The sequence below is a fragment of the Litoribacter ruber genome, from assembly GCF_018500185.1.
In the GTDB taxonomy this organism is placed as follows: Bacteria; Bacteroidota; Bacteroidia; order Cytophagales; family Cyclobacteriaceae; genus Litoribacter; species Litoribacter ruber.
The window spans coordinates 147,383-171,685 of the sequence record NZ_JAHBGI010000003.1 but is presented as its reverse complement, the minus strand read 5'-3'; the positions used below and the strand labels follow the sequence as shown (position 1 = coordinate 171,685).

21 protein-coding genes are annotated in these 24,303 nt (G+C 42.1%); 9 read left to right on the top strand and 12 right to left on the bottom strand.

Annotation, left to right across the window (positions count from 1 at the left end):
* Window positions 1-106: 106 nt before the first annotated feature.
* Complete coding sequence (locus tag KIH41_RS05210; RefSeq protein WP_214161762.1) at window positions 107-700, top strand: riboflavin synthase; 594 nt, start codon at window positions 107-109, stop codon at window positions 698-700.
* Here KIH41_RS05210 and KIH41_RS05205 read toward each other — a convergent pair.
* The 3 genes from KIH41_RS05205 to tamL are packed head-to-tail and all read right to left on the bottom strand — an operon-like array spanning window position 697 to window position 4,658.
* Entirely contained in the window at window positions 697-1,266 is a 570-nt protein-coding gene (locus KIH41_RS05205; RefSeq protein WP_213944029.1) for a phosphatase PAP2 family protein, read from the bottom strand. The two genes, KIH41_RS05210 and KIH41_RS05205, sit on opposite strands and share 4 nt — an antisense overlap.
* Window positions 1,259-2,179, bottom strand: a complete 921-nt coding sequence (gene hemF / locus KIH41_RS05200) for an oxygen-dependent coproporphyrinogen oxidase (protein ID WP_214161761.1) — start codon at window positions 2,177-2,179, stop codon at window positions 1,259-1,261. The genes KIH41_RS05205 and hemF overlap by 8 nt, the downstream gene beginning before the upstream one ends.
* A gap of 34 nt (window positions 2,180-2,213) precedes the next feature.
* Entirely contained in the window at window positions 2,214-4,658 is a 2,445-nt protein-coding gene (gene tamL / locus KIH41_RS05195; protein WP_394369794.1) for a translocation and assembly module lipoprotein TamL, read from the bottom strand.
* Here tamL and KIH41_RS05190 point away from each other — a divergent pair.
* On the top strand, window positions 4,648-5,397 hold the full coding sequence (locus tag KIH41_RS05190; RefSeq protein ID WP_214161760.1) for a TrmH family RNA methyltransferase: 750 nt from the start codon (window positions 4,648-4,650) through the stop codon (window positions 5,395-5,397). The genes tamL and KIH41_RS05190 overlap by 11 nt on opposite strands.
* Here KIH41_RS05190 and KIH41_RS05185 read toward each other — a convergent pair whose 3' ends face one another.
* The 9 genes from KIH41_RS05185 to KIH41_RS05145 form a co-directional block, all read right to left on the bottom strand.
* Entirely contained in the window at window positions 5,398-6,207 is an 810-nt protein-coding gene (locus tag KIH41_RS05185) for a queuosine precursor transporter (RefSeq protein WP_213944032.1), read from the bottom strand. It lies immediately after the preceding gene.
* On the bottom strand, window positions 6,192-7,127 hold the full coding sequence (locus tag KIH41_RS05180) for a ribonuclease Z (RefSeq protein WP_214161759.1): 936 nt from the start codon (window positions 7,125-7,127) through the stop codon (window positions 6,192-6,194). Before KIH41_RS05180 ends, KIH41_RS05185 begins: the two co-directional genes overlap by 16 nt.
* Before the next feature lie 2 nt (window positions 7,128-7,129).
* Entirely contained in the window at window positions 7,130-7,504 is a 375-nt protein-coding gene (locus KIH41_RS05175; protein WP_213944034.1) for an STAS domain-containing protein, read from the bottom strand.
* A gap of 34 nt (window positions 7,505-7,538) precedes the next feature.
* Window positions 7,539-8,474 (bottom strand): phosphoribosylaminoimidazolesuccinocarboxamide synthase, encoded by a 936-nt coding sequence (locus tag KIH41_RS05170; RefSeq protein WP_213944035.1) that lies wholly within the window; start codon window positions 8,472-8,474, stop codon window positions 7,539-7,541.
* A 116-nt stretch (window positions 8,475-8,590) separates the two neighbouring features.
* Window positions 8,591-9,904, bottom strand: a complete 1,314-nt coding sequence (locus tag KIH41_RS05165; RefSeq protein WP_214161758.1) for a toxin-antitoxin system YwqK family antitoxin — start codon at window positions 9,902-9,904, stop codon at window positions 8,591-8,593.
* Between the two features lie 48 nt (window positions 9,905-9,952).
* The gene (locus tag KIH41_RS05160; RefSeq protein ID WP_214161757.1) at window positions 9,953-11,131 is read right to left on the bottom strand and encodes an acetyl-CoA C-acyltransferase; all 1,179 of its coding nucleotides are present in this window, start codon (window positions 11,129-11,131) and stop codon (window positions 9,953-9,955) included.
* A gap of 35 nt (window positions 11,132-11,166) precedes the next feature.
* Window positions 11,167-11,784 (bottom strand): hypothetical protein, encoded by a 618-nt coding sequence (locus tag KIH41_RS05155; RefSeq protein ID WP_214161756.1) that lies wholly within the window; start codon window positions 11,782-11,784, stop codon window positions 11,167-11,169.
* Window positions 11,765-12,424, bottom strand: a complete 660-nt coding sequence (locus KIH41_RS05150; RefSeq protein WP_214161755.1) for a hypothetical protein — start codon at window positions 12,422-12,424, stop codon at window positions 11,765-11,767. Before KIH41_RS05150 ends, KIH41_RS05155 begins: the two co-directional genes overlap by 20 nt.
* A gap of 3 nt (window positions 12,425-12,427) precedes the next feature.
* A complete protein-coding gene (locus tag KIH41_RS05145) occupies window positions 12,428-13,393 on the bottom strand; it encodes a vWA domain-containing protein (RefSeq protein WP_213944040.1) in 966 nt (321 codons plus the stop codon).
* Between the two features lie 216 nt (window positions 13,394-13,609).
* Here KIH41_RS05145 and KIH41_RS05140 point away from each other — a divergent pair, with 216 nt between their 5' ends.
* The 7 genes from KIH41_RS05140 to KIH41_RS05110 all read left to right on the top strand — a co-directional run bounded on the left by KIH41_RS05140 (window position 13,610) and on the right by KIH41_RS05110 (window position 24,296).
* Entirely contained in the window at window positions 13,610-15,961 is a 2,352-nt protein-coding gene (locus KIH41_RS05140; RefSeq protein ID WP_246538974.1) for a TonB-dependent receptor, read from the top strand.
* Window positions 15,958-16,800 carry a DUF4249 family protein gene (locus KIH41_RS05135; RefSeq protein ID WP_214161754.1) on the top strand — a complete coding sequence of 281 codons (843 nt, stop codon included), beginning with the start codon at window positions 15,958-15,960 and terminating at the stop codon, window positions 16,798-16,800. The genes KIH41_RS05140 and KIH41_RS05135 overlap by 4 nt, the downstream gene beginning before the upstream one ends.
* A gap of 179 nt (window positions 16,801-16,979) precedes the next feature.
* Window positions 16,980-17,834 (top strand): 1-acyl-sn-glycerol-3-phosphate acyltransferase, encoded by an 855-nt coding sequence (locus tag KIH41_RS05130; protein ID WP_317194921.1) that lies wholly within the window; start codon window positions 16,980-16,982, stop codon window positions 17,832-17,834.
* A 4-nt stretch (window positions 17,835-17,838) separates the two neighbouring features.
* Complete coding sequence (locus KIH41_RS05125; protein WP_213944042.1) at window positions 17,839-18,777, top strand: GNAT family N-acetyltransferase; 939 nt, start codon at window positions 17,839-17,841, stop codon at window positions 18,775-18,777.
* A 368-nt stretch (window positions 18,778-19,145) separates the two neighbouring features.
* The gene (locus tag KIH41_RS05120; protein ID WP_214161753.1) at window positions 19,146-19,976 is read left to right on the top strand and encodes a polysaccharide biosynthesis/export family protein; all 831 of its coding nucleotides are present in this window, start codon (window positions 19,146-19,148) and stop codon (window positions 19,974-19,976) included.
* Window positions 19,977-19,979: 3 nt separating this feature from the next.
* Window positions 19,980-22,358 (top strand): GumC family protein, encoded by a 2,379-nt coding sequence (locus KIH41_RS05115; RefSeq protein ID WP_213944044.1) that lies wholly within the window; start codon window positions 19,980-19,982, stop codon window positions 22,356-22,358.
* A gap of 147 nt (window positions 22,359-22,505) precedes the next feature.
* Complete coding sequence (locus KIH41_RS05110) at window positions 22,506-24,296, top strand: ABC transporter ATP-binding protein (protein ID WP_214161752.1); 1,791 nt, start codon at window positions 22,506-22,508, stop codon at window positions 24,294-24,296.
* Window positions 24,297-24,303: the final 7 nt, after the last annotated feature.

Genomic DNA, 24,303 nt, shown 5'->3' with positions numbered 1-24,303 from the left:
AAAAGTGGTATTTTTGCAAAGTTACGGCTTTAAATGGCTTAATTTGAATTACAGTCGCAAGATATCATTTTGCAGCTGAGTATTTGCATTTTAAAAATCAGCAAAGATGTTTACAGGAATTATTGAAGCTTTAGGAGAAATAAAAAACATTGAAAAAGAAGGGACTAATGTACATTTTACCCTTGCCGCCTCACTTGCCCCTGAGCTCAAGATCGATCAGTCCGTCGCCCATAATGGGGTTTGCCTGACAGTAGTAAAGACTGATGGGGTGAATTATACTGTGACTGCGATAGATGAGACGCTGCAAAAGACCAATCTTGGTGATTGGTCGATTGGGCAAAAGGTCAATTTGGAAAGGTGCATGGCTGCCGATGGACGCTTTGATGGCCATATTGTACAGGGCCATGTGGACCAAGTCGGTGAAGTGGAAAACATAAGCGAAAAGGATGGTAGTTGGGTTTTTGATTTCGGCTTCGATCCCGGTAAAGGTAACGTCACGGTTGAAAAGGGTTCCATCACCATCAATGGCACCAGTCTAACCTGTTTTAACTCCAAGAACGGGAAATTTTCTGTAGCCATAATTCCCTACACATATGAGCACACCAATTTTCACCAGCTCAAGATAGGTGACAAGGTCAATTTGGAGTTTGATGTAATTGGAAAGTATATCCAGCGGATTATTCGCGGATATGATAATTAAGGGGCTTTGGTGAAATAGTTTTTGAGGAATACAGCAACTAACCAAGATAAGACGGCTCCGACAATTCCCACTATTGCCCCTACAATGATATCTCCAGGGTAATGGACTCCCAAATAAACCCGGGTAAAGGCATACATGGCAGCCCAGAGGAACAGCCAGCCAACCCAGTTTCTTTTACCCCAGAAAACTAGGGTGAAATAAGTGGCTACGGCAAAGGCATTGGAGGAATGTGAGGAGACAAATCCAAACATTCCCCCGCAGCCTCCATAATTATTGATATCGTCCAGCCAGCGTTCGTCATGACAGGGGCGAAGCCTGCCAAAGTAGGGTTTCATCAAGGCAGAGGCCACTTGGTCGGCAAAAAGTATGGCCAGGCCAATTCCCATCAAGAACCAAAAGGATTGCTTCCCGTAGTCTTTGAATACAAAATATAGGATAAAAAGATAAAGCGGGATCCAGATGACTGAGCCGGTAAAGGTCAGCATGACAGGATCCAGCCAATCTGCTCGAAGGGCATTCAGCTGCAAAAACAGCTTTTCATCAAGTTCTATCAGTTTTTCAAGCACCTTTGGAGTCAAGTATATGTATCCAGTCTATTTCCTTTTGAAGATGCTTTAAAGTAAACTCCTCTTTGGACCCTACCTCCGGTTGATGCATATATTCCCAATTGGCCATGGGAGGCATGCTCATTAGGATGCTTTCCGTTCTCCCATTGGTGTCAAGCCCGAATTTTGTGCCCGCATCCCACACGAGGTTAAACTCAACATAGCGGCCTCGTCTGAGTGCCTGCCATTTTTGGTTTTCTTCTGTGAAGGGTAGTTGGGCATTTTTGGCCATGTAGTGGCGGTAGATTTTTGGGAAAAGATAGCCCACTTCTTTTACGAAGGAAAAAAGCTTTTCGAAAGGCATCTCCTCATCAGCTTTCAACCTATCAAAGAAAATCCCCCCAATACCCCGTGTTTCATTTCTATGTTTGATAAAGAAATAATCGTCAGCCCATTTTTTAAATTTGGGGTAATAGTCCTGATGGTATTGGTCACAGAGGTCCTTCAGGGATTGATGAAAAAATTGGGCATCCTCCAAATTCACATAATGCGGCGTCAGATCAATACCTCCACCAAACCAGTAGACTCCATTTGACATCTCAAAATAGCGGATATTCATATGGATGATCGGTATCATGGGACTTTTGGGGTGGATCACGATTGAGACGCCCGTGGCAAAAAAGTCCGCTTGGTCCAATTGGAGTTTGACTAAAATCTTTTCCGGGGTAGGGCCGCTTACCGCTGAAAAGGCCACGCCTCCTTTTTCGATGATATTCCCATCCTGGATAATGCGGGTTCTGCCGCCGCCGCCTTCAGGCCTGTCCCATTGATCCTCTTTGAAGACAGCCTTGCCATCCCCAAGTTCTAACTCTTTGCATATGTAATCTTGAATGGACTGAAAGTCCCTGGAAATTTCTTCCTTGCTGATGCGCATATCGTTTTGGTTATTACACCACAAAATTAAAAAATCAAAAAGGATATCCTATCCCAATATTAAATACTGCCTGTCCTCGCTCCCCAAGGGGCCTGGCGAGAGATATCTTATCCAATACAAAGCGTTCACCCTCCGGTTGGGCTGGGTCTAGAGCTTTGACTCCCATATCCAACCTCAGCACGAGAAAATCAAAATCCATACGTAGACCTACACCTGTACCCACAGCAATTTCCTTATAAAACTCTGTAGCCCTAAACTGCGCACCTTCTCTGGTGGGGTCTGGCAAGAATGTCCAAATATTACCCGCATCAATAAAGAATGCTCCGTCAAAATAGCCGAAAAGCTTTCTGCGGTACTCAAACATGGTTTCAAACACAATTTCTCCAGGTTGCTCAAATCGATAGTCAAATGTTCCGTCCTCTCTCAGTTGAGGGGTGAACGAACCGGGTCCTAATCGACGGGGCTGCCAAGCCCGGTTGCTAGTGCTACCTCCGGCGAAGAAGTATTTTTCATAAGGAAGTACCCCATTGCTAATGCCATATGGTCGCGCCAAGCCTAGATTTGCTCTGTAGGCAAAAGTGCTCTGGTTATTTATGGGAATATACCTGCGCCAATCGAGTTGGACTTTCAGAAATTGGAAATAGGCTAGGGAGCGGTTGTCAAAGAATTCATCGGAGAGAAAATTATAGGTTGTTCCCCCGCTTTCTCCAAAAATCCTCAACAAGGAGGCGTTTCTTTTTCCAAAGAGGCCATATTCATTGAAATTGATAATTGCCTGTCCTGAAACGCTGCTGACGTAGGATGAGAGAAAGGAATTGATCAGGTTGTTTCCCTGGCCTTGAAGTTCCTCAAGTCGGGTCTGAAATGCCGGGTTGAGGTTTGAGCGGATGAAGTTAGCATCCAATAAATTGAGTGTAAACTGCTGCCTCAAATCCCGGGTGGCCCAATTGTAAGCAAAAATGGTGTTTAAGGCCTCTCTGACATATTCAGGCCGATTTACATAATTATAACCGAAGAGTACTCTTGTTCTCGGATTATACCGGCCAAATTGGTTCAACGCCCAGGTATTGAAAGGAAAAAGAAACTGGGGGAATATGATGGACGCGGAGGTGTTAAGCTCCCTACTACGATACACACCTCCCTCTGCTGTGGCTGAGGCAACTCCTTCCAAACCTGCCCTGAAATTCAATTCAAAGATTTCCAAACCACCAAAAAGATTCCTGTTCCTCAGCGAATGGCTGACAAACGGACCAGGCAACTGCTCCGTCACACTGGCTCCCAATTGGTTTATCACTTGATATTTTTGACTGGGGCTGGTAAATATCTTGGTGTGTATTTTATTTCCCAGAGTGTCAAAGCTGATGTTCACAAACCTGAAAACATCCAGATTGGCCAGCTGCCTTTGGGTTTCTAAGACATCTCGACGGTTATAGACATTGCCCTCATTGATGAAAATCCTGGAATTCAAAATTCTCTCGGCATATCGATCCCGATAGAAAATGAACTTCTTGTTGTCAAATTCCGACTCCACCTGCCTGTCACGGATCACGTCATTGGGCGAAGAAATGCGGAAGGTGACAGAGTCAACTTTATAGACGCGGTGCTGCTCATCATAAACCGGTTTACGGATAATTTGCTCCACCTGCACATGTTTTTCTACCGTGTCCTTATAAATGTTGTATTCAATATAGGATTTTGAAAATGTGTAATATCCATTCTCTTTGAGCAAATCCTCCACTCGCTGCCTTTCTCTGCTGATGTTGGACTGGATGTAACGTTGATTTGGGCTGATTAGAGAACTTCTATTTGACCTTTGGAGGAGTTCGTAAATGTGACTGTCATCAGACCGTGTAAAGACAGAATCGATCAGGTATTCATCGTGTTCATTTATTTCATAAGTAATGAAGGCCTTACGTTTTTCCCGTCTTACGGAGGAAGTCACTTCCGCGTCGAAAAAACCATTATTGACTAGGTAGTAATTGATTTGCCTTTCGGTTTCAAAGGTTTTGATGCTGTCATAGATCACTCTAGGACTCCCTGTACGCATAAACCAATTTCCGTATTCAAGCTTTCTTTCCAGATTGGAAATTTGGGAGTTGACTTTGATGTATCGTCTGCGCAGTTTTCGCTGATTGGGGTCTTTTTGAAGGGTGGTTTCAAGCAACTCCCTTTCTGCCTCAAATTCGTTTTTCCGTTCGGCTAACTTTGCGCTGTCATAGGTGACCATCCCCATATCGTGAAAAAACACACCGGGGGAGAAATTTGTCAACGGGATGCGGGTGTTGGGTTTTTGGGCGATGAGGTTGCGGATGGCCTCACCATCAGCTTTTTGGATGCCTTTTACTTCATTATTATAAACTAAATACTGTCCCCTATCCAGGCCTTTAGTCAAACTACAGGCCGTGGTTACGATTAGGAACAGAAGAAAGTTTATATATTTGAAGTAATTCACGCTATAGATATCCCAAATGCTCAGCAAAAATACGGTTAAGTTTATTAAATCCTTGCAACAGAAGAAATTCAGGAAGCAAGAAAACTCTTTTTTCGTAGAAGGTGCCAAAAATGTAACGGAATTATTGCGTTCCGAATATGAAATTACCCATTTGCTTTTTACAAAATCCTTTGAGCAAGAGAATATTAGCCTGATTAAGAGATGTGGGGCCGAAAAATTTGAAGTAACACCCAAAGTGTTGGAAAGTGCGGGTTCTTTTCAGAGCAATGACGCCGCGCTCGCTGTCGCTAAAATCAAAGAAAACCGTCCCTTGAAACTCGAAAGTTCTGAACTGATTTTAGCTTTGGATGATGTAAGAGACCCAGGGAATTTGGGAACGATCATTCGAATTGCCGATTGGTACGGATTGAAGAAAATCATTTGCAGCCCTCAATGCGCTGATATCTATAACCCCAAAGTGTTGAACTCCAGTATGGGATCTTTTACCAGAATGGATTATTACTATACCGATCTTGAGCTTTTTCTTCAAGATTGTGGCAAACCCATTTTTGGGGCTTTTTTGGGAGGGGACAACATCTACGATTCAGATCTGCCCGCTGATGGGGTGATAGTGATGGGTAATGAATCAAAGGGGATATCACCTGAGGTCGAAAAACTGGTCACCCATAAACTTACCATTCCCCAATTTGGGCAGGCGGAATCATTGAATGTAGCCATTGCAACAGCTGTCATTTGCGACAACTTCCGAAGGGCCCAATGGAAATAATCAGTTGAAAAACGAGGTGTCGGAGGAGGCTTCGTCCATCATTCTTTGCGCAGTATCTTTGCCTAGGTATCTGTCGATCACACTATGGCCAAGATATAGCATCGGTGTAAGCATCACAGCCACGACGAATTTGTAAATGTAATTCATGATCCCCACAGAGATCACCTGAGGCCAAGTCCAATCCCCAAAGACATAAAAGGCGATAATTAATACCACAAAAGAGTCAAAGAATTGGGAAACCACCGTGGAGCCAGTAGCTCTAAGCCATATTTTGCTTGGGCCGGTGATGGCACGCAGTTTTTGAAATACAAATACATCAATAAGTTGCCCCAAGAGAAAGGCTATCAGCGAGCCGGCAATGATCCCAAGCCCCTGTCTGAATATGGTGTTAAAAGCAAAGTCAATGTTAAAAGCGTTTCCTGCATCATCCACTGGGGTTACCGTTAGCCAAAATGGGGCGGGGGGCAGTCCGGTAACCACCGTTATGACGATGAAAATGTAGGCAATGAAAAAGGCAGTCAGAAAACTGATTTTTCTTACCCCTTTTTTGCCAAAATATTCATTGATAATATCTGTGGTTACAAAAACCACTGGCCAAATAATGGCACCGGCCGTGAGGTTAAAGTCCAAAACATAATCCCCGAAAAACGTCCAGCCGGCCGGAGAGAGCCCTATGGATTTTTCGGCAGAAAAAATCTTTACCCCGATGATTTCGGCTAGGATTGCATTGGTTAGAAAAATCCCTGCTAGGATAATGAAAAGGTTGGTCTTTTTTGACTGGAACTTTTGATCGGTTAATACGGCTTCCATTCTTCCAAAATGTGGGTTTTTCCTTCAATGCTTAATTCGGTATTGGGAAATACTTCTTGAGCTTCCAAGAGGAGCCCATCCAGTTCTTTGTATCTTACAGAATAATGACCCAAGAGTAATTTTTTTGCATTAGCCTGTTTGGCTATGCTTGCCGCCTGGGAGGCGGTAGAGTGGAAAGTTTCATGTGCTCTTTCCTTTTCACTTTCCATAAAGGTGGATTCATGGTAAAGTAAATCCACACTTTCAAAATTCGGAATCAAATCTGGATCATAGATGGTGTCGGCGCTATAGGCGTAAGACCGCCTATGTGCAGGGGGATAGGTGAAATCTTCCAAGCTGAACAGAAGCTCGCCGCTTTCTTCATCAAACACATCCCGGCCTGCTTTCAGATTATTGATAGCCTCAAGGTTCAACTTATGCTTGAAAAGCATTTCTTTTCTAAGATTGCGAGGTTTGGGCTTTTCTGCGAAAAAAAATCCAGTACAGGGCACCCTGTGTTTGGTTGGAAAGCTGTAAACCTCGAAAAACTTGTGGTCGATGAGTTTAGTTTTCTCTTTAGGGTTTATCAGGACAAAATTGAGCGGATAATTGAGTTTGATGTTGCCATACTTCAATTGCACGGTGATGATTTCATCCAGACCTTTTGGACCAAAAACGGTAAGCGGCTTGGTTCTCTTATTGAGGTGGAAAGTGGAAAGGATTCCCATCAAGCCAAGGTAATGGTCGCCATGGAGATGGGAAATCAGGATATATTCGATTCTGGAGGTTTTAACCCCAAATTTCCGAAACTGGATCTGGGTGCCTTCACCGCAGTCCACTAAAACAGAAACCCTCCCAATAGTAACTATTTGGGAGGTTTGGTTTCGGTCGTGGGCCGGTGCGGCAGAATTAGAGCCTAAAATGGTAACATGGAAATCCAATTCTATTCTTCCTCGTCAGAAGTGTTTTTGATTTCATGGATAAAGATTGCCTCAGCTGCTTCCTCATGACTGTCAGCCACGTTCAACACTTTGTCAAGCATTGAGATTTTGATCAATTTCATTACGTGCTCCTGAGGGTTGCTGATCACGAAAATGCCGCCATCTTCATTGAAAGCCCTATTACCAACCAACAAGGCACTCAATCCACTTGAATCCGCGTATTTTACCTCGCTCATGTCCAAAATCATATTTCGGTAGCCCTCAGCATGTACCGTAAGCAATTCTGATTTCAAGACAGGACTCAGAGCAGAGTCAAGCTTTTCTTCGTGTGGGGTGAAAACTACGTATTGCTCTTTTTTATCAACTGAATATTTCATAGTAGTATAAATATTAGAGACCTTGGGTGGCCTGTTATATATGGTTTAAAATTGCTTTTTCAATCCTTTCTGTCAGATTCTCGGCAGGAGCCTTCACAAACTTTTCTCCGGTAATCTTTTCAAAAAGCTCAATATATCTTTCGGATATTTCCTGGACTTTATCTTCCGACATAAATGGTGTTTTTTGATCCTCCTTACCTTGGAAGCCATTGGCGATCAGCCATTGGCGTACAAATTCCTTTGAAAGCTGCTTTTGAGGCAAATTTGCCTGCTGGTTTTTTTCATAGCTATCGGAATAAAAATACCGGGAAGAGTCTGGGGTGTGGATTTCATCAATCAAAAAGATTTCACCCTTGTATTTTCCGAACTCATATTTAGTATCTACCAAAATCAGGCCTTTTTTTGCAGCCAGCTCGGTTCCTCTTTCAAATAGGGCCCGAGTATATTTTTCCAAAAGTACGTAGTCCTGCTCACTGACGATTTTTTGGGCCAAGATTTCTTCCCTGGAAATATCCTCATCATGCCCCTTGTCCGCTTTGGTGGTAGGAGTAATGATGGGCTCGGGAAGCTTATCATTTTCCTTCAACCCGTTTGGCAACAATACACCACAAATTTCTCTTTTTCCATCTCGGTATTCTCTCCAAGCATGTCCCGCCAAATAGCCTCTAATGACCATCTCAACTTTGAAAGGCTCACATTTTTTACCAAAAGTCACATTGGGATCTAATTGGGCAGTCACCCAATTTGGGACAATGTCTTTGGTAGCTTCAAGTGATTTTGCTGCAATCTGATTTAAAACCTGGCCCTTGTAAGGAATCGGTTTAGGTAAGACCACATCAAAGGCTGAAATCCTGTCGGTTGCTACTACGGCAATGGAATCTTCAAAGATGTAAACATCCCTCACTTTGCCTCTATAGAAATCTTTCTGGCCTGGAAAGTTGAAATTTGTCTCTTTTATCGCGGAATTCATCCTAATTGGGTTAATTAAATAATGTTTTCTTGGAGCAACCCACTCTTTTAAAATACAGCGAGAGGGATGGAGCCTTAAGCGTAAACAAAAATATAAAAAGCAGAAGGATTACACGGTTAATCTGCCGATTTTTCTCCCATATTATATTCTTCCTCCTTGACGATATTTTCATCTTCATCAAAATATTGCCAGGTGCCATGCTTTCTGTTGGCTTTAAACTCACCTTTTACCGCTACATTCCCATTAGGAAAATACTTTTCAAAGGCGCCTTCCTTCCAGTTGCCCATGTAGGAGGTCCTGCTTTCTTTTTCTCCTGTAGGGAAATAGGCAATCTCTTCACCTGTCTGCTTCCCGTTTCGGAAGCGTCTTTCCAAGATTAGGTTACCATCTTCATCAAACCTTTGGTACTTTCCTTCGCGTCTGCCATTGACGTATGCGGTTTCTTCCTGAAGTTTTCCGGAAGGATAGTAGGTGTTTTCTTTTCCGTGGATTCTACCTTCTCTAAATGGGGTTTCCTTTTTCAATTTGCCGTCCTCATAAAAATTTTTGGCCAGAATAGGGTCTCCATATTTGTCGTGGGTAGTCACAGCCATTTTTTGTCCTGAAGGATAATAGGCCAGGATTTCACCATCAATTTGACCACGTTTGAACTTGGTGCTTCGGGAAAGTTTTCCATTATCGTAAAACTCCTTGAACTGCCCGTGGGGTTGGCCCCTTCTATAAGCTCCTTCCCGCTGTTTTTGGCCATTTTCGAAGTAAGTGACAAATTCACCATCCTTTACACCTTGGCGGTGAGAAATAACAGAGGCCACTTTTCCTGACGGGAAGTAGGTTTTTACATCCCCCTCGAGCTCTCCGTTTTTATAAAACGCTTCTTCTTCTACTTTGCCGTCGGGGAAATACGAAATTAGCTTGCCTTCCAACTGACCCAGCTCATAAGTAGCTTCTTCCTGAAGTTCTCCAGTGGGGTGGTAGGTCAATGATTTTCCGTGGGGATAATTTCTTGAAAATTCGGCTACTGACTGTAAAGTACCGTCTTCATAATAAGTCTTTACTTCTCCTTCAATGATGTCGGATTGGTAGGTGGTGGTTTGGGAAACCTGTCCATTTTTATAAAAAGTGTGTGATTCACCTTCCTTGAGGCCATCTTCATACTTGATTATGCGCAAAGTGTCTTCCGTACCTGGGTGAAAATCCACAAATGCGCCAATCTTTTTCCCCTCTTTAAAAACTCCCTTTTGTGCCAATGAGCCATCATCATAGTAGAGGGTATACTTGCCCTCTGGTTGGTTGTTGACTTTATTGTAGACTTCTCTTACCTGAGTTTGGCCTGGATCATAATAGGTCCTGACAGGTTCCTGTGCCTGGCTTTCAAAGGCCAGTGGGGAAATCAAAGATAAACAACCTAGTAAGAAAGGTGCCTTTTTCATAGGATAAGCAAAGAGATATTGGGCAGCCTAAAGCTGCCCAATAAGAAATTACATTTTTTCAATTACAATAGCAGAAGCACCGCCGCCGCCATTACAGATACCGGCAACACCGATTTTGCCGTTTTTCTGATGCAATACGCTGTTGAGGGTAGCGATGATTCTTGCTCCGGAGGCTCCCAGTGGGTGACCCAAAGAAACTGCGCCTCCGAATATATTCAACTTGTCATTGTCCAAGTTTAGTTCTTTTTGGTTGGCAATTGCTACAGCTGAAAATGCCTCGTTGATTTCATAATAATCAACGTCTGCTTCCGTGATGCCAGCATTTTTGATTGCCTTTGGAATAGCCAGTGCCGGAGCCGTGGTAAACCACAACGGGTCCTGAGCAGCATCAGCAAAGCCAAGGATTTTTGCGATTGGCTTCAATCCCAACTCTTCAGCTTTTTCCTTGCTCATTAAGATAATCGCAGAAGCTCCATCATTCATGGTGGAAGCGTTGGCTGCCGTTACAGTTCCTTCCTTGTCAAAAACCGGACGCAAGGAGGGGATTTTTTCGAACATGACATTCTTGAATTCTTCATCCTCATCGATTACAGAGGCCTCACCTTTTCGGCCTTTTATTTCTACTGGAACTACCTCATCTTTGAAAGCACCAGCTTCCCAAGAAGCAGCACTTCTTTTATATGACTGGATGGCATAATTGTCTTGGTCTTCGCGGGAGATGTTCATTTCCTTGGCCGTATGCTCTGCACAATTGCCCATCGGGAATTGATTGTAGACTTCAAATAGGCCGTCTTTTACCAAACCGTCAACCATTTCAGCATTTCCGTATTTGTAACCGAATCTTGCCTTTGGTATATAATAAGGTACGTTTGACATACTTTCCATACCCCCGGCTACGACTACATCGTTTTGACCAGTCATGATGCTTTGCGCACCAAACATTACGGCTTTCATACCTGAAGCACAAACCTTATTTACAGTGGTACATGGCACGTTTGTGCCGATTCCGGCTCCCAAAGCGGCCTGTCGAGCAGGTGCCTGACCCAGGTTGGCCGAAATTACATTACCCATCAATACTTCTTGAACTTCTTTTGGGTCGAGGCCGACTTTTGCCAAGGCGCCTTTGATCGCGATACTGCCTAGTTCAACAGCCGTCAAAGAGCTAAGTTTACCTCCAAAACTTCCCAGGGGAGTTCTTACCGCTGCTATGATATATACTTCTTTCATTTGGGTTTATATATTTATAGTTAACAAAATTTATTTTACCATTCTGGCAATCCACGGTTGGTTTTTTGCGTGGGTTTCCTGCGATTTTGTTGAATATGACGCATTTCAGCGTTATTCATCGCATCTAAAATTTGGGTGGCCTGCTGTGGTGTGATATTCATATCCTGAAGCCTTTCCTGCATCTGCTGCATTTGCTTTTCCCGTTCACTGAGGTCACTTTCTTGATCGGAAAGTTCATCTGATGGCTGTTCTTGCTGGGACTTTTCGCCCTGCCTTTCTTCAGATTTTTCGCTTTCCACATCAGCATCTTCATCGGTTTGTTCATCTCCTTCACCTTGCTTCTGGTCCTGAGAGTCCTGCTGGTTTTCCTGATCCTGATTTTGGCCGTCCTGCTGGTCCTGTTGATCTTGTTGCTGCTGTTGCTCTTCTTCGTCCTCTTGGTTGAGCTTGTCTAAAAGCGCCTGCATTTTGCGATCACCGGGAAAACGGGAGAGACCCTCTGCCAGTGTTTGGCCGGTGCTTTCCCGATCAGCATTGACATACTGCTTGGCAGCGCGGTTGAAATAATCGGCTGCCGACTGGGCGCTGGCCATGTGGGTTAGCCCAAATGCCAGCAAACAAACAAATAAGAATTTATTGATTGTTGATTTCATTTACTTCATCTAAATATTGCATAAACTCTTGGTAGTAGGCCACCGTCTCATCAATCTGAAGTGCACGCTCCATGATATTTTGGGCTTCTGCAAAGTTGAATGAGTCCACCATCTTGTCAGCCTCTGCCTTCATACGTTTGGCATAATTGGAAGGTTTAAGCTGATCCTCGTCTGGCTGTTCATCTTGCTCTTCCTGGTCCTCATTTTGAGCCAGCCATCGGGCAAGCATTTCGTAATTGTGCCTGGCAGTTTCGTTTTCCGGATTGCGGACAAGGGCTGCCCTGAAAGCCTGAAGTGCTTCTTTAAAATCCTTTTCCCTCCCAGCAATGGTGCCGTTTTGATTGGAGGCCATAGATGCGATTAACCTGTTTCTGCTCTCAGTTAGTTCCTGAAAACCCCGTTGGGCTTCCTCCTCCTGTCCATTGAACTGAAAACTCAGATTAAGGTTGAAATTGGCCTCAGGGGAATTGACATTGAAATCGTTTTTCAGAGCCAAATGTTCTCTAACCGCTGTTTCGTAATCAGTTTTTTTGTAGGCAGTTTCTGCGCGGTAGAGGGCTTTGTTTCGCAGGGCAATTTCCTTCCAGGTAGCTGGAATAATTAACAAAACGACAAATATGAAAGATAAAACCTGATTCATTCCTTACATTGAAATTGTGCGTAATGGTAAAATCATATCCAGAAGAGCAAGACTCAGACCTGCCAATAGAAAATAGAAGTATTTGTTGGCAGAGGCTTCGACCATTCTGGTTCCCGTGACGGTTCCTTCAATTCTTTCAATTGCTGAAATGAGATAAGGAATGTCCATGGCTATGTCACTAAGCTCAAAATACTGCCCATCTGTGCGGGTCGAAACCGTTTTTAGGGTGTTAGTTTCGAGTTTAGTCATGGCTGGCCGCCCAGTGCGCCGGTCCATGATCACCCCGCTGCCTTGGGGGATGGTGCTGCCTTCAGCGGTTCCCACTCCAAGACTGAATACACGGACCCCTGCCTCGTTGAGGTTTTTGATGGCATTATCCAGATTTTCCCCGAAATCTTCCCCATCACTGATCAAAATGATGGATTTTGAGGTGTTGTCCGGATTTTCATCCTGATTGAATTTGCTTAGAGCCAGCTCAAGAGGAGCAGCTATATCTGTTCCATAATTTGGAACCAATCCTGTGTTAAGGCCATCGATATGAAGCTGAATGATATTTTGGTCAAATGTCAACGGACATTGGATAAAAGCTTCGGAAGAGAAAATGATGATGCCAATCCTGTCGGAGTCAAAGTTTTTGACAAGTCTCTTCAATTCCAATTTGATTCTTTCCAGACGGCTAGGCGCAATATCTTGCGCATCCATTGACCGTGATAAATCCACGGCAATAAATATATCCTTACCCTCTTCCTTTATTTCCTTCAAAGCCCCGCCTATGGACGGACCGGTAAAAGCAACAAGAAAAAGGATAAAGTAGGCTGCACGGATCAACAGTTTAAAGAAAAGCGACCCTTTTTGCACTTTAAGTTTAGTGTTGATGCGGTAGAAGCGGTATAAATATATGACGTATAGCAGGGTGAAAAAAACCACCAATATACTTATCGTATCAAAATCAGGATATGCCCAAATCATGGCTTGAAATTAGGTATTTTTATCAAAACGAAATAGAAGCGGATTAATTATTCGTTAAGGCAGTGTTATAATTTATGTTAATTTTTGCTCCTTTGGGGTGAAACTAATTGTTTTGGGAGTTGTTATCGGTTTAGCATTGTCTTTGGATAGAAAGCATTGAAGATTTATATAGAATTTAGGAAAAGGAAATTACCCCAGTTTTTAGGGCTATTCATTTTGATTTTTACATTTTGTGGCCACCTCTCATTTGCCCAGCAGCGCGATGAAGTGGAAGGTGTGGTGTATGACACGGACTCCGGGGAACCACTCCCTGGGGCGAATATCTATTGGGCTGGCCGTCCTCAAAGCGGTGTGGTGTCCGATGAAAATGGCCGCTTCCGCCTGCAAAAAATCACCTTGCCTGCCGAGTTGGTGGTCAGTTTTATAGGATTTCAAGAGATCAGGCGGCAGATTCAAGAAAATGACAAACCAACCAAAATCTACCTCAGACCAGAAGAGTTTTCCCTCAGCGAAGTGGTAGTGAGTGAGAGGCGACCGGATGAAAATGTCAAGAGTGTGGACATGGGAAAATCAGTGGTGCCCATTGCCACGATCAAAAATATACCGGCCCTCTTCGGAGAAGTGGATATTTTGCGCTCGCTACAAATGCTTCCTGGGATCCAGACGGCCGGAGAGGGGACGACAGGTTTGTTTGTGAGGGGCGGATCGGCAGACCAAAACTTGGTGCAACTGGATGGTGCCCCGATTTACAACCCATCGCATTTCTTTGGGTTTTTCTCAGTTTTCAATCCTGATGCCATAGATAATGTCTCTTTATACAAAGGGAACATCCCAGCACAATTTGGAGGTAGGTTATCTTCATTGGTTGATGTGTCGCTGAAAGAAGGTAATACTAACAGGATCCGGGGTGAGGGTGGAATTGGGACTATTAGCTCGAGGTTGACTATAGATGGGCCGATCAATGATAAGGTGACTTTTGTGGCGTCCGGAAGAAGGACCTATGCGGATATTTTTCTTGGACTTTCAAGCGATCCAAACATTCGGAACAATTCCCTTTATTTTTATGACTTGAGTGGAAAGGTGACTTACAGACCTAGTGACAAGGATAAAATTACCGTGAGTAGTTATTATGGTAATGATTTCCTGGGGCTTTCCGAGCAGTTTGGCTTTGGCTGGACAAATTGGGTGAATAGCGCTGTTTGGAATAGGACATTGAGTGATAAGCTTTACCTGGATGTAAATGCCTATCACAGCTCATATAATTACGCGGTCTCCTTTCAGGATGAAGAAAGCGGCTTTGCTTGGGATAACCTGTTTTCCGAAAGTGGATTGAGAGGGGAGCTGGTTTATATGCCGAATGAAAACCTGAAATTTCATACCGGAGTGCATACCCAGTATTACCACTTTTCACCTTTGAATTTTGCGCCAGATGAAAATAGCAATCTGGAGGGGATTACAACTAATGCCAGAAATGCTTTGCAATATAACTTGTTCCTATCTTCTCAATGGGAAATAAATCCAAGGTTTAGCGCGGAAGTTGGACTGAGAAAAAGCTTTTACCAGCAAATAGGAAGTGGGGTGGCCTATGAATATGAAAATGGTGACCCACGCACAGGTGTGCTTACTGATACGTTGAACTACGGGTCTTTCCAAACCATGCAGACCTATTCCGGTTGGGAGCCTCGTGCGGCTTTGCGATACCTGGTAAACGAATCCAGTTCCTTAAAAGCATCTTATAACCGTAATTATCAATACTTGCAGGTGGCTTCCAATAGCTCAGCTGGTCTTCCCATCGACCGATGGGTGCCCGCTGATCGGTATATGAGCCCGATTAGTTCGGATCAGTATTCTGTTGGGTATTTCAAAAACTTGGTGAATAACAGGTGGGAGTTTAGTGTAGAAGCTTATTACAAGGATTTTCAAAATATCATTGACCTGAAGCAAGGGGCCAATGTTTTATTTACCGATAATGTAGAAACCGAAATTTTGGCAGGTAGGGGCTGGGCATATGGAGCGGAGTTTTTGATCAGGAAAAATGTGGGTTCCACCACCGGGTGGGTTGGATACACGTATTCCAGAACATATCGTCAAATTGAGGGTATTAGTTTGGGCCAGCCGTTCAATCCCAGGTTTGACCGTCCGCATGATTTGAATGTGGTGGTCAACCAGCAATTTAACCCGAAATGGTCCGCGTCATTAACATTCGTGTACACGACAGGGCAGGCGGTAACATTTCCCATTGGCATTTACGAGGTGGATAACCAGCGCCTGCCGCTTTATTCGGATTTGAGAAATGAAGATAGATTTCCCGACTACCACCGTATGGATGTGTCTATTAATTACAAAGCGCCTGACAAGGGTAGAAAATGGCGTGGTAGCTGGAACTTCAGCGTGTACAACGTGTATGGAAGGAAGAACCCCTTCTCGTATCAGTTTGCGGAGATTCTCAATGAGACCATTAATTTCCGCCCTACCAGCGACAACCCTGTCACCACCAGACGGCCAGGTGTGGTAAAAACTTACCTTTTTACCTACCTTCCTTCTTTAACCTATAATTTCGAGTTTTGAATAAGCTAGCATTATATATTGTAGTTATTACAGCCCTTTTGTTAACAGCATGTCAGGAGGAGGTATTTATAGAGTTAGACAGCCAGCCGGATATCCCGGTAATTGAGGCCATATGGACGGATGCGCCTGGCCTCAATCAAGTGACCATTTCTTACTCTAAAGATTATTATAACTTGGATGAAAACCAAGTTGAGCGTGATGCAGAGGTTTTTATCAGGGATGAGGAGACCGAGCAGATTTTTCCCTTCCGATTTGTGCCACAGATAGGAGCTTACTTGCCCATCAACAATCAGACAGCCAGAATTGGCCGTGAGTACTCCCTTCATGTGTTGATGAATGGTAGGGATTTTTACTCCAAAGGCAGGGTTTTGCCACCACCAACCTTGGACAGTATTGCCGTAAACTACAGGGAGGAGAGGTTATTTCGCGAGGAAGGATATTATTTGACATTATATGGGGATATTCCCTTTGAAACAGAGAATAATTACCGTATCCGGATTGTGAGAAATGATACGCTACTTAATCGAAGGAATGATTATTTGCTTTTTGACGACACATTTGGCACCCAAATATTAAACAGAGGTTTTGAATTAAATGGCTATGCATTTAAAGAAAACGATCGGGTCAGATTGGAGCTGTTTAGGCTTAATCGGGATGCTTATGATTATCTGAATGAATTGGTGGGGTTGTTGTTCAATGATGGGGGATTATTTAGCCCCCCGCCTCAAAATCCGACCTCCAATATTCGAGAACTGAATGAAAATGGTGAGGTGTTGGGATATTTTAAATGTAGTTCTGTATTAAGTTCGATTATCACAATTGGAGGTGCTGAAAATTAGCGATATATACATAAATGACTGTCTAACCAGCTTCAAATAAAATTTCGTTAGGGTAGGTTTGACCTCCTCAATTGATATTTTTTTGTATTTTTAGGGAACGGAAATTTTAATTTCGGCTCCTAACAAGAAACTTGGTTGCTTTGTTGTTAAAATAAAATTACTAGCAATCAGAGGGTTAGGTGGAACTGAAAAACCTTATTGTGGTGTCTGTGGAGCGCAAAGAGAAATTTATAGATATTGATAAAATCCTTGGGGATAAGAATCCAACCCTTAAAAAGTGGTTGCCTTCCCCGATTTTAAAGTATATTAAAAGAATTGTTCATGAAAAGGACATAAACGTCATCATGAACAAAAATGGCCATCTTCAAGGTCTGGATTTTGTAGATGCTTTGATTAAAGAATTTGGAGTAGAAGTTGAGCTTCGGGGTGCCGAAAACATTTCATTGGAGAAGGGGGTAATCTTTGCCGCAAACCATCCTTTGGGAGGTCTTGATGGGATTGCCTTCATGCATGTTTTGGGCAAGTATAGGAAGGATATAAAGTTTTTGGTCAATGACATTTTGACCAATATTAAGAATTTTGAATCCCTTTTTGTGCCGGTCAACAAACACGGAAGTCATGGAAGGGGTGGAGTGGCAGCCATCGAAGCGGCTTATTCCGGCGATGATGCCTTGCTGGTTTTTCCTGCCGGCTTGGTTTCCAGGAAGCAGGCTGAAGGCATCAAGGATTTGGAATGGAAGAAGAGCTTTATTTCTAAAGCAAAAAAATATAAAAAGACTATTATTCCGGTTTACATCGACGGGCGAAATTCGGGTTTTTTCTATAATCTCGCCCGGTTCAGAAAGATGGCCGGCATAAAGGCAAATGTGGAAATGTTTTACCTGGCTGATGAAATGTTTCAGCAAAGAGGTAAAAAAGTGGTTATCCATATCGGGAAGCCAGTTTCTTATCAACATTTTGACAATACCAAAAACGAAAAACAATGGGCCAGTGAAATGAGGGATCGTGTGTATAGTATGGCCCAAGAAAAATAGAATTATGCAAGAAATTATAGCACCTATAGATAAAGCAGTATTAAAGGACGAGTTGAATCATGATAGATTTCTCAGATATACCAATAACGGTAGCAACGAAATTTATCTGGTGAACTACCACAATGCTCCAAACGTGGTCAAGGAAATCGGTAGGCTGAGAGAAATCACTTTCCGTCAAGCCGGGGGAGGTACTGGATTACCTTATGATATCGATGAAAATGATACAAACGAAAGATGCTATGATCAACTGATTGCTTACAACCCCGAAGAGCAAGAAATTATTGCTGGGTACAGACTGATCAACTGTGGTGAGAATGGCGTGAGCCAAAATGGCAAGCTCAATCTTTCGACTGCTCATCTGTTTAAATTTTCGGAAAAGTTTATCAAGGATTTTTTGCCATACACCATTGAGTTGGGAAGATCATTTGTTCAGCCCAAATACCAGCCTAGCAAGGACAAGAGAAAAGGCCTGTTTTCTCTTGACAACCTGTGGGATGGCCTTGGCGCTATTGTGATGCTCAATCCAGAGGTGAAGTACCTTTTTGGTAAGGTGACTATGTACCCGCATTATAATAAAGAAGCAAGAGACTTGTTGCTCTATTTCATGAACCACTATTTCCCAGATCCGGAAGAATTGGTGAGGCCTCTTAAACCCTTGGGCTACCATGCGGATCCGTCCAGGTTTGAAGAGCTTTTTAAAGGACTTGATTATAAAGAGGGGTACAAGGTTTTGAATAGTAAAGTAAGAGCATATGGTGAAAACATACCACCGTTGATAAACACTTATATGAACCTGTCTTCGTCCATGAAAACCTTCGGGACGTGTATGAATAACGAGTTTGGAGCAGTAGAGGAGACCGGTATTTTGATCACCATAGATGATATCTACGAGACTAAGAAAAGTAGGCATATGGATACCTTTGAGCGAGATAGGGTGAAATAATATTATTTTAAAAGCCGATAATTTAAAATTATTGGCTTTTTTGTTTTTTACATTTATATTTAGGTCATCATATAGAGAGATTTTCCCTCAGGTGTATTTTTTTGGGCAATAATCTCTTCATAGGATTCAGTAGGAATTCGATTTTTAAATTTTCCCAGTATGAGATTCTCAGACTCACTATTTTATTTTTATCCCATACAGGCTAATTCCTGGAAAATTATAAATGTCCCAACTTCCTATAGTCCCAGTGGTTGTCAAATGAAATTTTAAAAGATTTTATTTAAATGCTTGTCATGTTAAATGCAAAAATGTATATTCGAAAAGCATTTTGTATTGTTTGTAGTTTTTTAGGTTTATAGATTATTTTTATGAGAACTGATTTTTGTCGAGTAGCGTCCTTCCTGTTGATTTTAGCGGTATTTACTGGCTGCATCTCCAACAAAAAGATCATCTATTTACAAAACCTTCCTGGCAAGCCAGAAATAGAGGAGGAAACCCTTGTGACATATGATCTGCCTATCTATCGAATCCAAAAGGATGATATCCTCGACGTACAGGTCCGGTCCACGAATGTGGAGGTGAATGAAATCTTTAACCTTGCCTCCGGCATGGCCGGAGCAGGAGGACAGATGGGTATGGGAGGTTTTATGGGGGGTGGTGGAGGTGATGTCTATTATATGACGGGGTATACCGTGGACAAAACAGGGATGATCGAACTACCATTTGTAGGGAAGCTGTCTGTAGAAGGACTAAATACCGATGAGATAAAGGAACTGGTGGAGAAAAACTTGATGCAATACTTTCAGGATGAAATTTTTGTCAGGGTAAAACTCGGAGGTATTAGATATGCTGCCTTTGGCGAATTTAGAATGGCAGGCAATTTTGTAGTTCTTCAAAATAGGCTTACCATATTTGAGGCCATCGCCAATGCGGGTGACTTGAACATCATGGCCAAAAGGGATGAGATTTTAGTTTTGAGGCAATACCCCGAAGGAACTAAGCTCCATAGGGTCAATTTGAAAGACCGAAATATAATTAGTTCGCCATTCTATTTTATCCAGCCAAATGACCAATTATATGCCGAACCCATCAAAGCCAGGGAAATTGGTGGGGGAGAAACTGGCGTCCAAACTTTTCAACTTTTCATGACTTTGCTGTCGGCAGGGTTATTTATCTATGCAATTTTTCTAAATGACTAAGGTATGAGAAACAATTTTCAAAATAACTCGTCGGGCAACCCTTTTGAATCCTCAGGAGATGGGTATGATTTCCAGGCCTTGCTCAAGAAATTCATGGCCAAATGGTATCTGTTTTTAATATTCCCTGCCCTTGGCTTCGGTATTACTTATATAGTAAACGACATTCTTTTTAGCCAATACAGGGTAGAATCATCCGTATTGATCGGTGATTTTGGCAAGGAAAATATGAATTCTGTATTGTTTGAAAATTTTGGTCCTCAAACGGGGACCAACCTTGAAAATGAGATAGGGATTTTATCGTCCTTTGGCCTTCATGCACGTACTTTACAGGGGCTTGATTTTAATGTTTCTATCTCAGAAAAAAACCTACTAGGTGATGAGCTGGATTTATATAGGGCGGGACCTGTAAATGTTAATCTTGACCTAAATAAACCTTATGTAGCCAATGCTACACTTATTTTGTCAGTAACAGATGAAGGCGTTTTTTTAGAAACCGAAGGAGAGAGTTACACCATATATAACCCCGTTTCAAAAACCTACTCTTATAATGATGGAAAATTAAAGACCAAGTTGAAAGATGGTGTTCCAAGCTCGACTCCATTTGGCTCTCTTACTTTTTCTATTATCGACCAGCAGTTTAGAGGAGAGTTGATTGTAAGGTTCAGACCTACCCATGATTTGGTTTTAGATTACCTTCACGCGGTAAGCTTTGCAGAGCCACTAAACGAAAGTACGATCATAAAATTATCGATGGTTAGCTCTTCGCCTGAAAAAGCAAAGGTTTATTTATCTGCTCTGATGAATCAGTATATTCAGGAGGAGCTAGATCAAGCTAACCAAACAGCTGAAAATATTGTCAATTTCATTGACTCCCAATTGACGGGTATCACAGACAGCCTCAATCATATAGAAAACAGATTGGAAAATTACAGGACGAATAATCAAATATTTGACTTAAGTAGTGAAGGTGCCTCTATTTATGGCAGGCTAGCCGACCTTGAGCAGGAGAAGGCTATTTTAGATATGAATTTAAGGTATTACAATACTTTGAATGAATATGTCCAAGAGGAGAAATTTGAAGAGTTGATGGTCCCTTCTTTGGCAGGTGTTACAGAGCCTGTGTTAAATCAGCTTGTGAGTAAAGTGTTGGAGCAACAGGGCAAACTTTCGACATTGAGGCTGGCATTAACAAAAGATAATTCAAGGCTGAAAAATGAGGAGGAAAAGCTAAGAATTGTTATCCGCTCACTTAAGGAAAATTTAAAAAATCTTTTGATCAATACTAAAGCTCAAAGTGGTGACTTGGAGCGCAGAATAGCAAAAGTAAATGCTGAAGTGAGTAGTTTGCCGGCTACCGAAAGACGCTTGCTCTCCATTCAAAGGAAGTTTACTATCAACGAAGGGATATACAATTATTTGTTGCAGAGAAGAGCGGAATCAGCAATTTCCAAAGCTGCTACTAAGAGCCAAAACAACATATTGGATGAGCCTAGAATAATGGAAACAGTTTTCCCAAAACGGCAGCACAATCTTGCTATTGGGATTATAGCGGGACTTATGATTCCAGGGTTGTTCATATTTTTGAAGGATTTTTTCAGGACCAAAGTAGAATCTATTTCTGATGTGAAAAAATACTTTAGTTTTCCGGTAATTGGGAATGTTCCAAAGAGCAAAGTAAATGGAGAGTTGGCTGTATACAATTTTCCCAAATCCCATGTGACGGAATCTTACCGTTCTATCAGGGCCAATTTTAAATATTTATTTCCTGAAAGGGACATGAAAACAATCTATGTCACCTCAGCCCAGCCCAAAGATGGCAAAACTTTTACGGCTGTAAATTTAGCATCTATTTTTGCCCTAAGCGGAAAAAAGACAGTAATAGTTGGTGTTGACTTGAGAAAGCCGCGGTTGCATGAGTCTTTTAATATGTCCAATAAAGTGGGATTAACATCCTACCTAATTGGGCAAAATAGTTATGAAGAAGTAGTTACGGCTACAGAGTATGAGAATTTATATGTGGTGTTAGCGGGACCTATTCCACCTAATCCAGCTGAATTAATCTTGACTCAGAAATTTAGAACTTTTGTAGCTGCTCTTCATGAGCAATTTGATACCATAATTTTTGATACTCCACCGATGGGGGTGGTCGCGGAAACCTTGGACATCATGTCTCTGTGTGATGCCGGATTGTTTGTGGTTCGACAAAACCAGACATCCTTGGAAGCTATGGAAGCCTGTAAGGATACTTTAGACAAGACCAATTCCCCCGCACTATATATTGTTTACAATGATTGCGATGACGTACGATCCGGATATGCTTCAGGCTATTACGGGGATGAAAGTGAAAGTAAATCCAAAAAGCTGATAAAGGACCCAGCATAAGAGTATTTTTTAGTACGCGTTATATTTTAATTAATTTTATAAGTAGCTGTTGCTAAGCTTTTTAATGGGGCTGACCGGGCGAAGCCGTGTTTTTAAGTGATAGTTACAAATGCACTATACTAAGTTTTTACGAGTAAGATTTATCTGATGAGTAGATTAAAAAAATTGTTTTATAAGTACTTTTCTTCATTTGCTTATTTTTACCAACATCTTCGTTACAGAATATTTATTGCCCTGGCATTAAGCTTATCTGTAGGATTGATGGACGGGTTGGGTATTGCAATGTTCTTGCCACTTTTGGAGTCGACTGATGGACAAGCCTCATCTGAAGGCTTGGGAAATCTCGGGTTTCTTTTGGATTGGATGGATGGCATAGGTTTGGGCACGGGTGTAGGAGCTGTATTAATAGTTTTGGTTTTTTTCTTTTCGATGAAAGGCCTGTTTTATTTTTGTTCTGAATATTATTCTGTGATTCTCCGCCGGTATTTCATTACCAAAATGCGATTTGAAAATATAGATAGTCTAGCAGATTTTAATTACAAATCATTCGTTTTGGCAGACTCGGGAAGAATTCAGAATACATTTTCCGGTGAAGTGGGGCAGGTTCTCCAATCCTATATTTATTACTTTCATACCATCCAGGCCGTGATTATGGTTTCGGTCTATGCTACTTTAGCATTTTTCGCCAATCCGCATTTCGCTTTATTGGTAGTATTGGGTGGTGTTGCCACTAACTTTTTGTACGGCAAAATTTACAAAAAAACAAAAGAGCTCTCAGCCAAAATTACAGAGGACGCACATGAGTTTCAGGGTTTACTCGTACAAAAAGTCGCTTTTTTCAAATATTTAAAAGCAACAGGTTTGGTGTATGCTTTTGGGAAAAAGCTAAAGGAAACCATAGTCAAGATCGAAGACAGTTCCATGAAGATTGGTAAGTATGGAGCTATCTTAAGTGGGGCCAGGGAGCCATTGGTGGTGAGCATTGTGGCCATTGTTATTCTAATACAACTCAATTGGTTTGGTACCAACATGGGGGTGATTTTATTAAGTTTATTGTTTTTTTATAGGGCATTGGCTTATCTGATGGGGCTCCAAAATACTTATAATGCATTCATTGGGACTACCGGTTCGCTTAACAATATGACTGCGTTTATGAAAGAGCTTAGAGAGGGTAAAGAAAGATTTGGAGACATATCCAGTCATTCCTTAGAAAATAGTATTGTGCTCAAAGACTTGAACTTTCATTATGGTATCACGCCAATTCTTACGGATATTAATTTGACTATACGTAAGAATGAAACGGTTGCTTTTGTAGGAGAGAGCGGAAGCGGAAAAACAACTTTGGTCAATATCATTGCCGGATTAATGGCACCTGAAAGTGGGAATATATTGGTGGATGGCATTGACAGAGCTCAAATTGATATCAGAAGTTTTGCACTCAACGTAGGATACATCACTCAGGAGCCTGTGATTTTTGACGATACAATTTTTAATAACATAACATTTTGGGCTGAGGATAATCGTGAAAATAAACAGAAGTTTTGGAAAGCATTGGAGAAAGCCTCAATTGCGGACTTTGTGCGAAGCCTGCCTGAGAAAGAGTATTCCCATTTAGGAAGTAATGGTATAATGGTGAGTGGAGGGCAGAAGCAACGGTTATCAATTGCAAGGGAACTTTACAAAGATATTGAAATCCTTATTATGGATGAGGCCACCTCAGCATTGGACTCCGAGACAGAAAAGGCAATTCAACAGAACATTGAGGCTCTAAAAGGAAAGTATACAATTTTGATTGTAGCCCATAGATTAAGTACTGTGAAGAATGCAGATAGAGTGGTATTGCTTCAAAAAGGAAAAATAATGGGAACAGGGGAGTTTTATGAACTGGTGAATGATTCAGTTACTTTTAAAAACATGGTAGCTTTGCAAGAAATATAACCGTGGT

Excerpts from the sequence above, each read along its gene's own strand:
- KIH41_RS05175 (WP_213944034.1), bottom strand. The coding sequence starts at position 7,504 with ATGAAATATTCAGTTGATAAAAAAGAGCAATACGTAGTTTTCACCCCA.
- KIH41_RS05155 (WP_214161756.1), bottom strand. The coding sequence starts at position 11,784 with ATGAAATCAACAATCAATAAATTCTTATTTGTTTGTTTGCTGGCATTT.
- KIH41_RS05145 (WP_213944040.1), bottom strand. The coding sequence starts at position 13,393 with ATGATTTGGGCATATCCTGATTTTGATACGATAAGTATATTGGTGGTT.
- KIH41_RS05170 (WP_213944035.1), bottom strand. The coding sequence starts at position 8,474 with ATGAATTCCGCGATAAAAGAGACAAATTTCAACTTTCCAGGCCAGAAA.
- KIH41_RS05125 (WP_213944042.1), top strand. The coding sequence starts at position 17,839 with ATGCAAGAAATTATAGCACCTATAGATAAAGCAGTATTAAAGGACGAG.
- KIH41_RS05165 (WP_214161758.1), bottom strand. The coding sequence starts at position 9,904 with ATGAAAAAGGCACCTTTCTTACTAGGTTGTTTATCTTTGATTTCCCCA.
- KIH41_RS05190 (WP_214161760.1), top strand. The coding sequence starts at position 4,648 with ATGCTCAGCAAAAATACGGTTAAGTTTATTAAATCCTTGCAACAGAAG.
- KIH41_RS05120 (WP_214161753.1), top strand. The coding sequence starts at position 19,146 with ATGAGAACTGATTTTTGTCGAGTAGCGTCCTTCCTGTTGATTTTAGCG.
- KIH41_RS05115 (WP_213944044.1), top strand. The coding sequence starts at position 19,980 with ATGAGAAACAATTTTCAAAATAACTCGTCGGGCAACCCTTTTGAATCC.
- KIH41_RS05150 (WP_214161755.1), bottom strand. The coding sequence starts at position 12,424 with ATGAATCAGGTTTTATCTTTCATATTTGTCGTTTTGTTAATTATTCCA.
- KIH41_RS05185 (WP_213944032.1), bottom strand. The coding sequence starts at position 6,207 with ATGGAAGCCGTATTAACCGATCAAAAGTTCCAGTCAAAAAAGACCAAC.
- hemF (WP_214161761.1), bottom strand. The coding sequence starts at position 2,179 with ATGCGCATCAGCAAGGAAGAAATTTCCAGGGACTTTCAGTCCATTCAA.
- KIH41_RS05110 (WP_214161752.1), top strand. The coding sequence starts at position 22,506 with ATGAGTAGATTAAAAAAATTGTTTTATAAGTACTTTTCTTCATTTGCT.
- KIH41_RS05210 (WP_214161762.1), top strand. The coding sequence starts at position 107 with ATGTTTACAGGAATTATTGAAGCTTTAGGAGAAATAAAAAACATTGAA.
- KIH41_RS05160 (WP_214161757.1), bottom strand. The coding sequence starts at position 11,131 with ATGAAAGAAGTATATATCATAGCAGCGGTAAGAACTCCCCTGGGAAGT.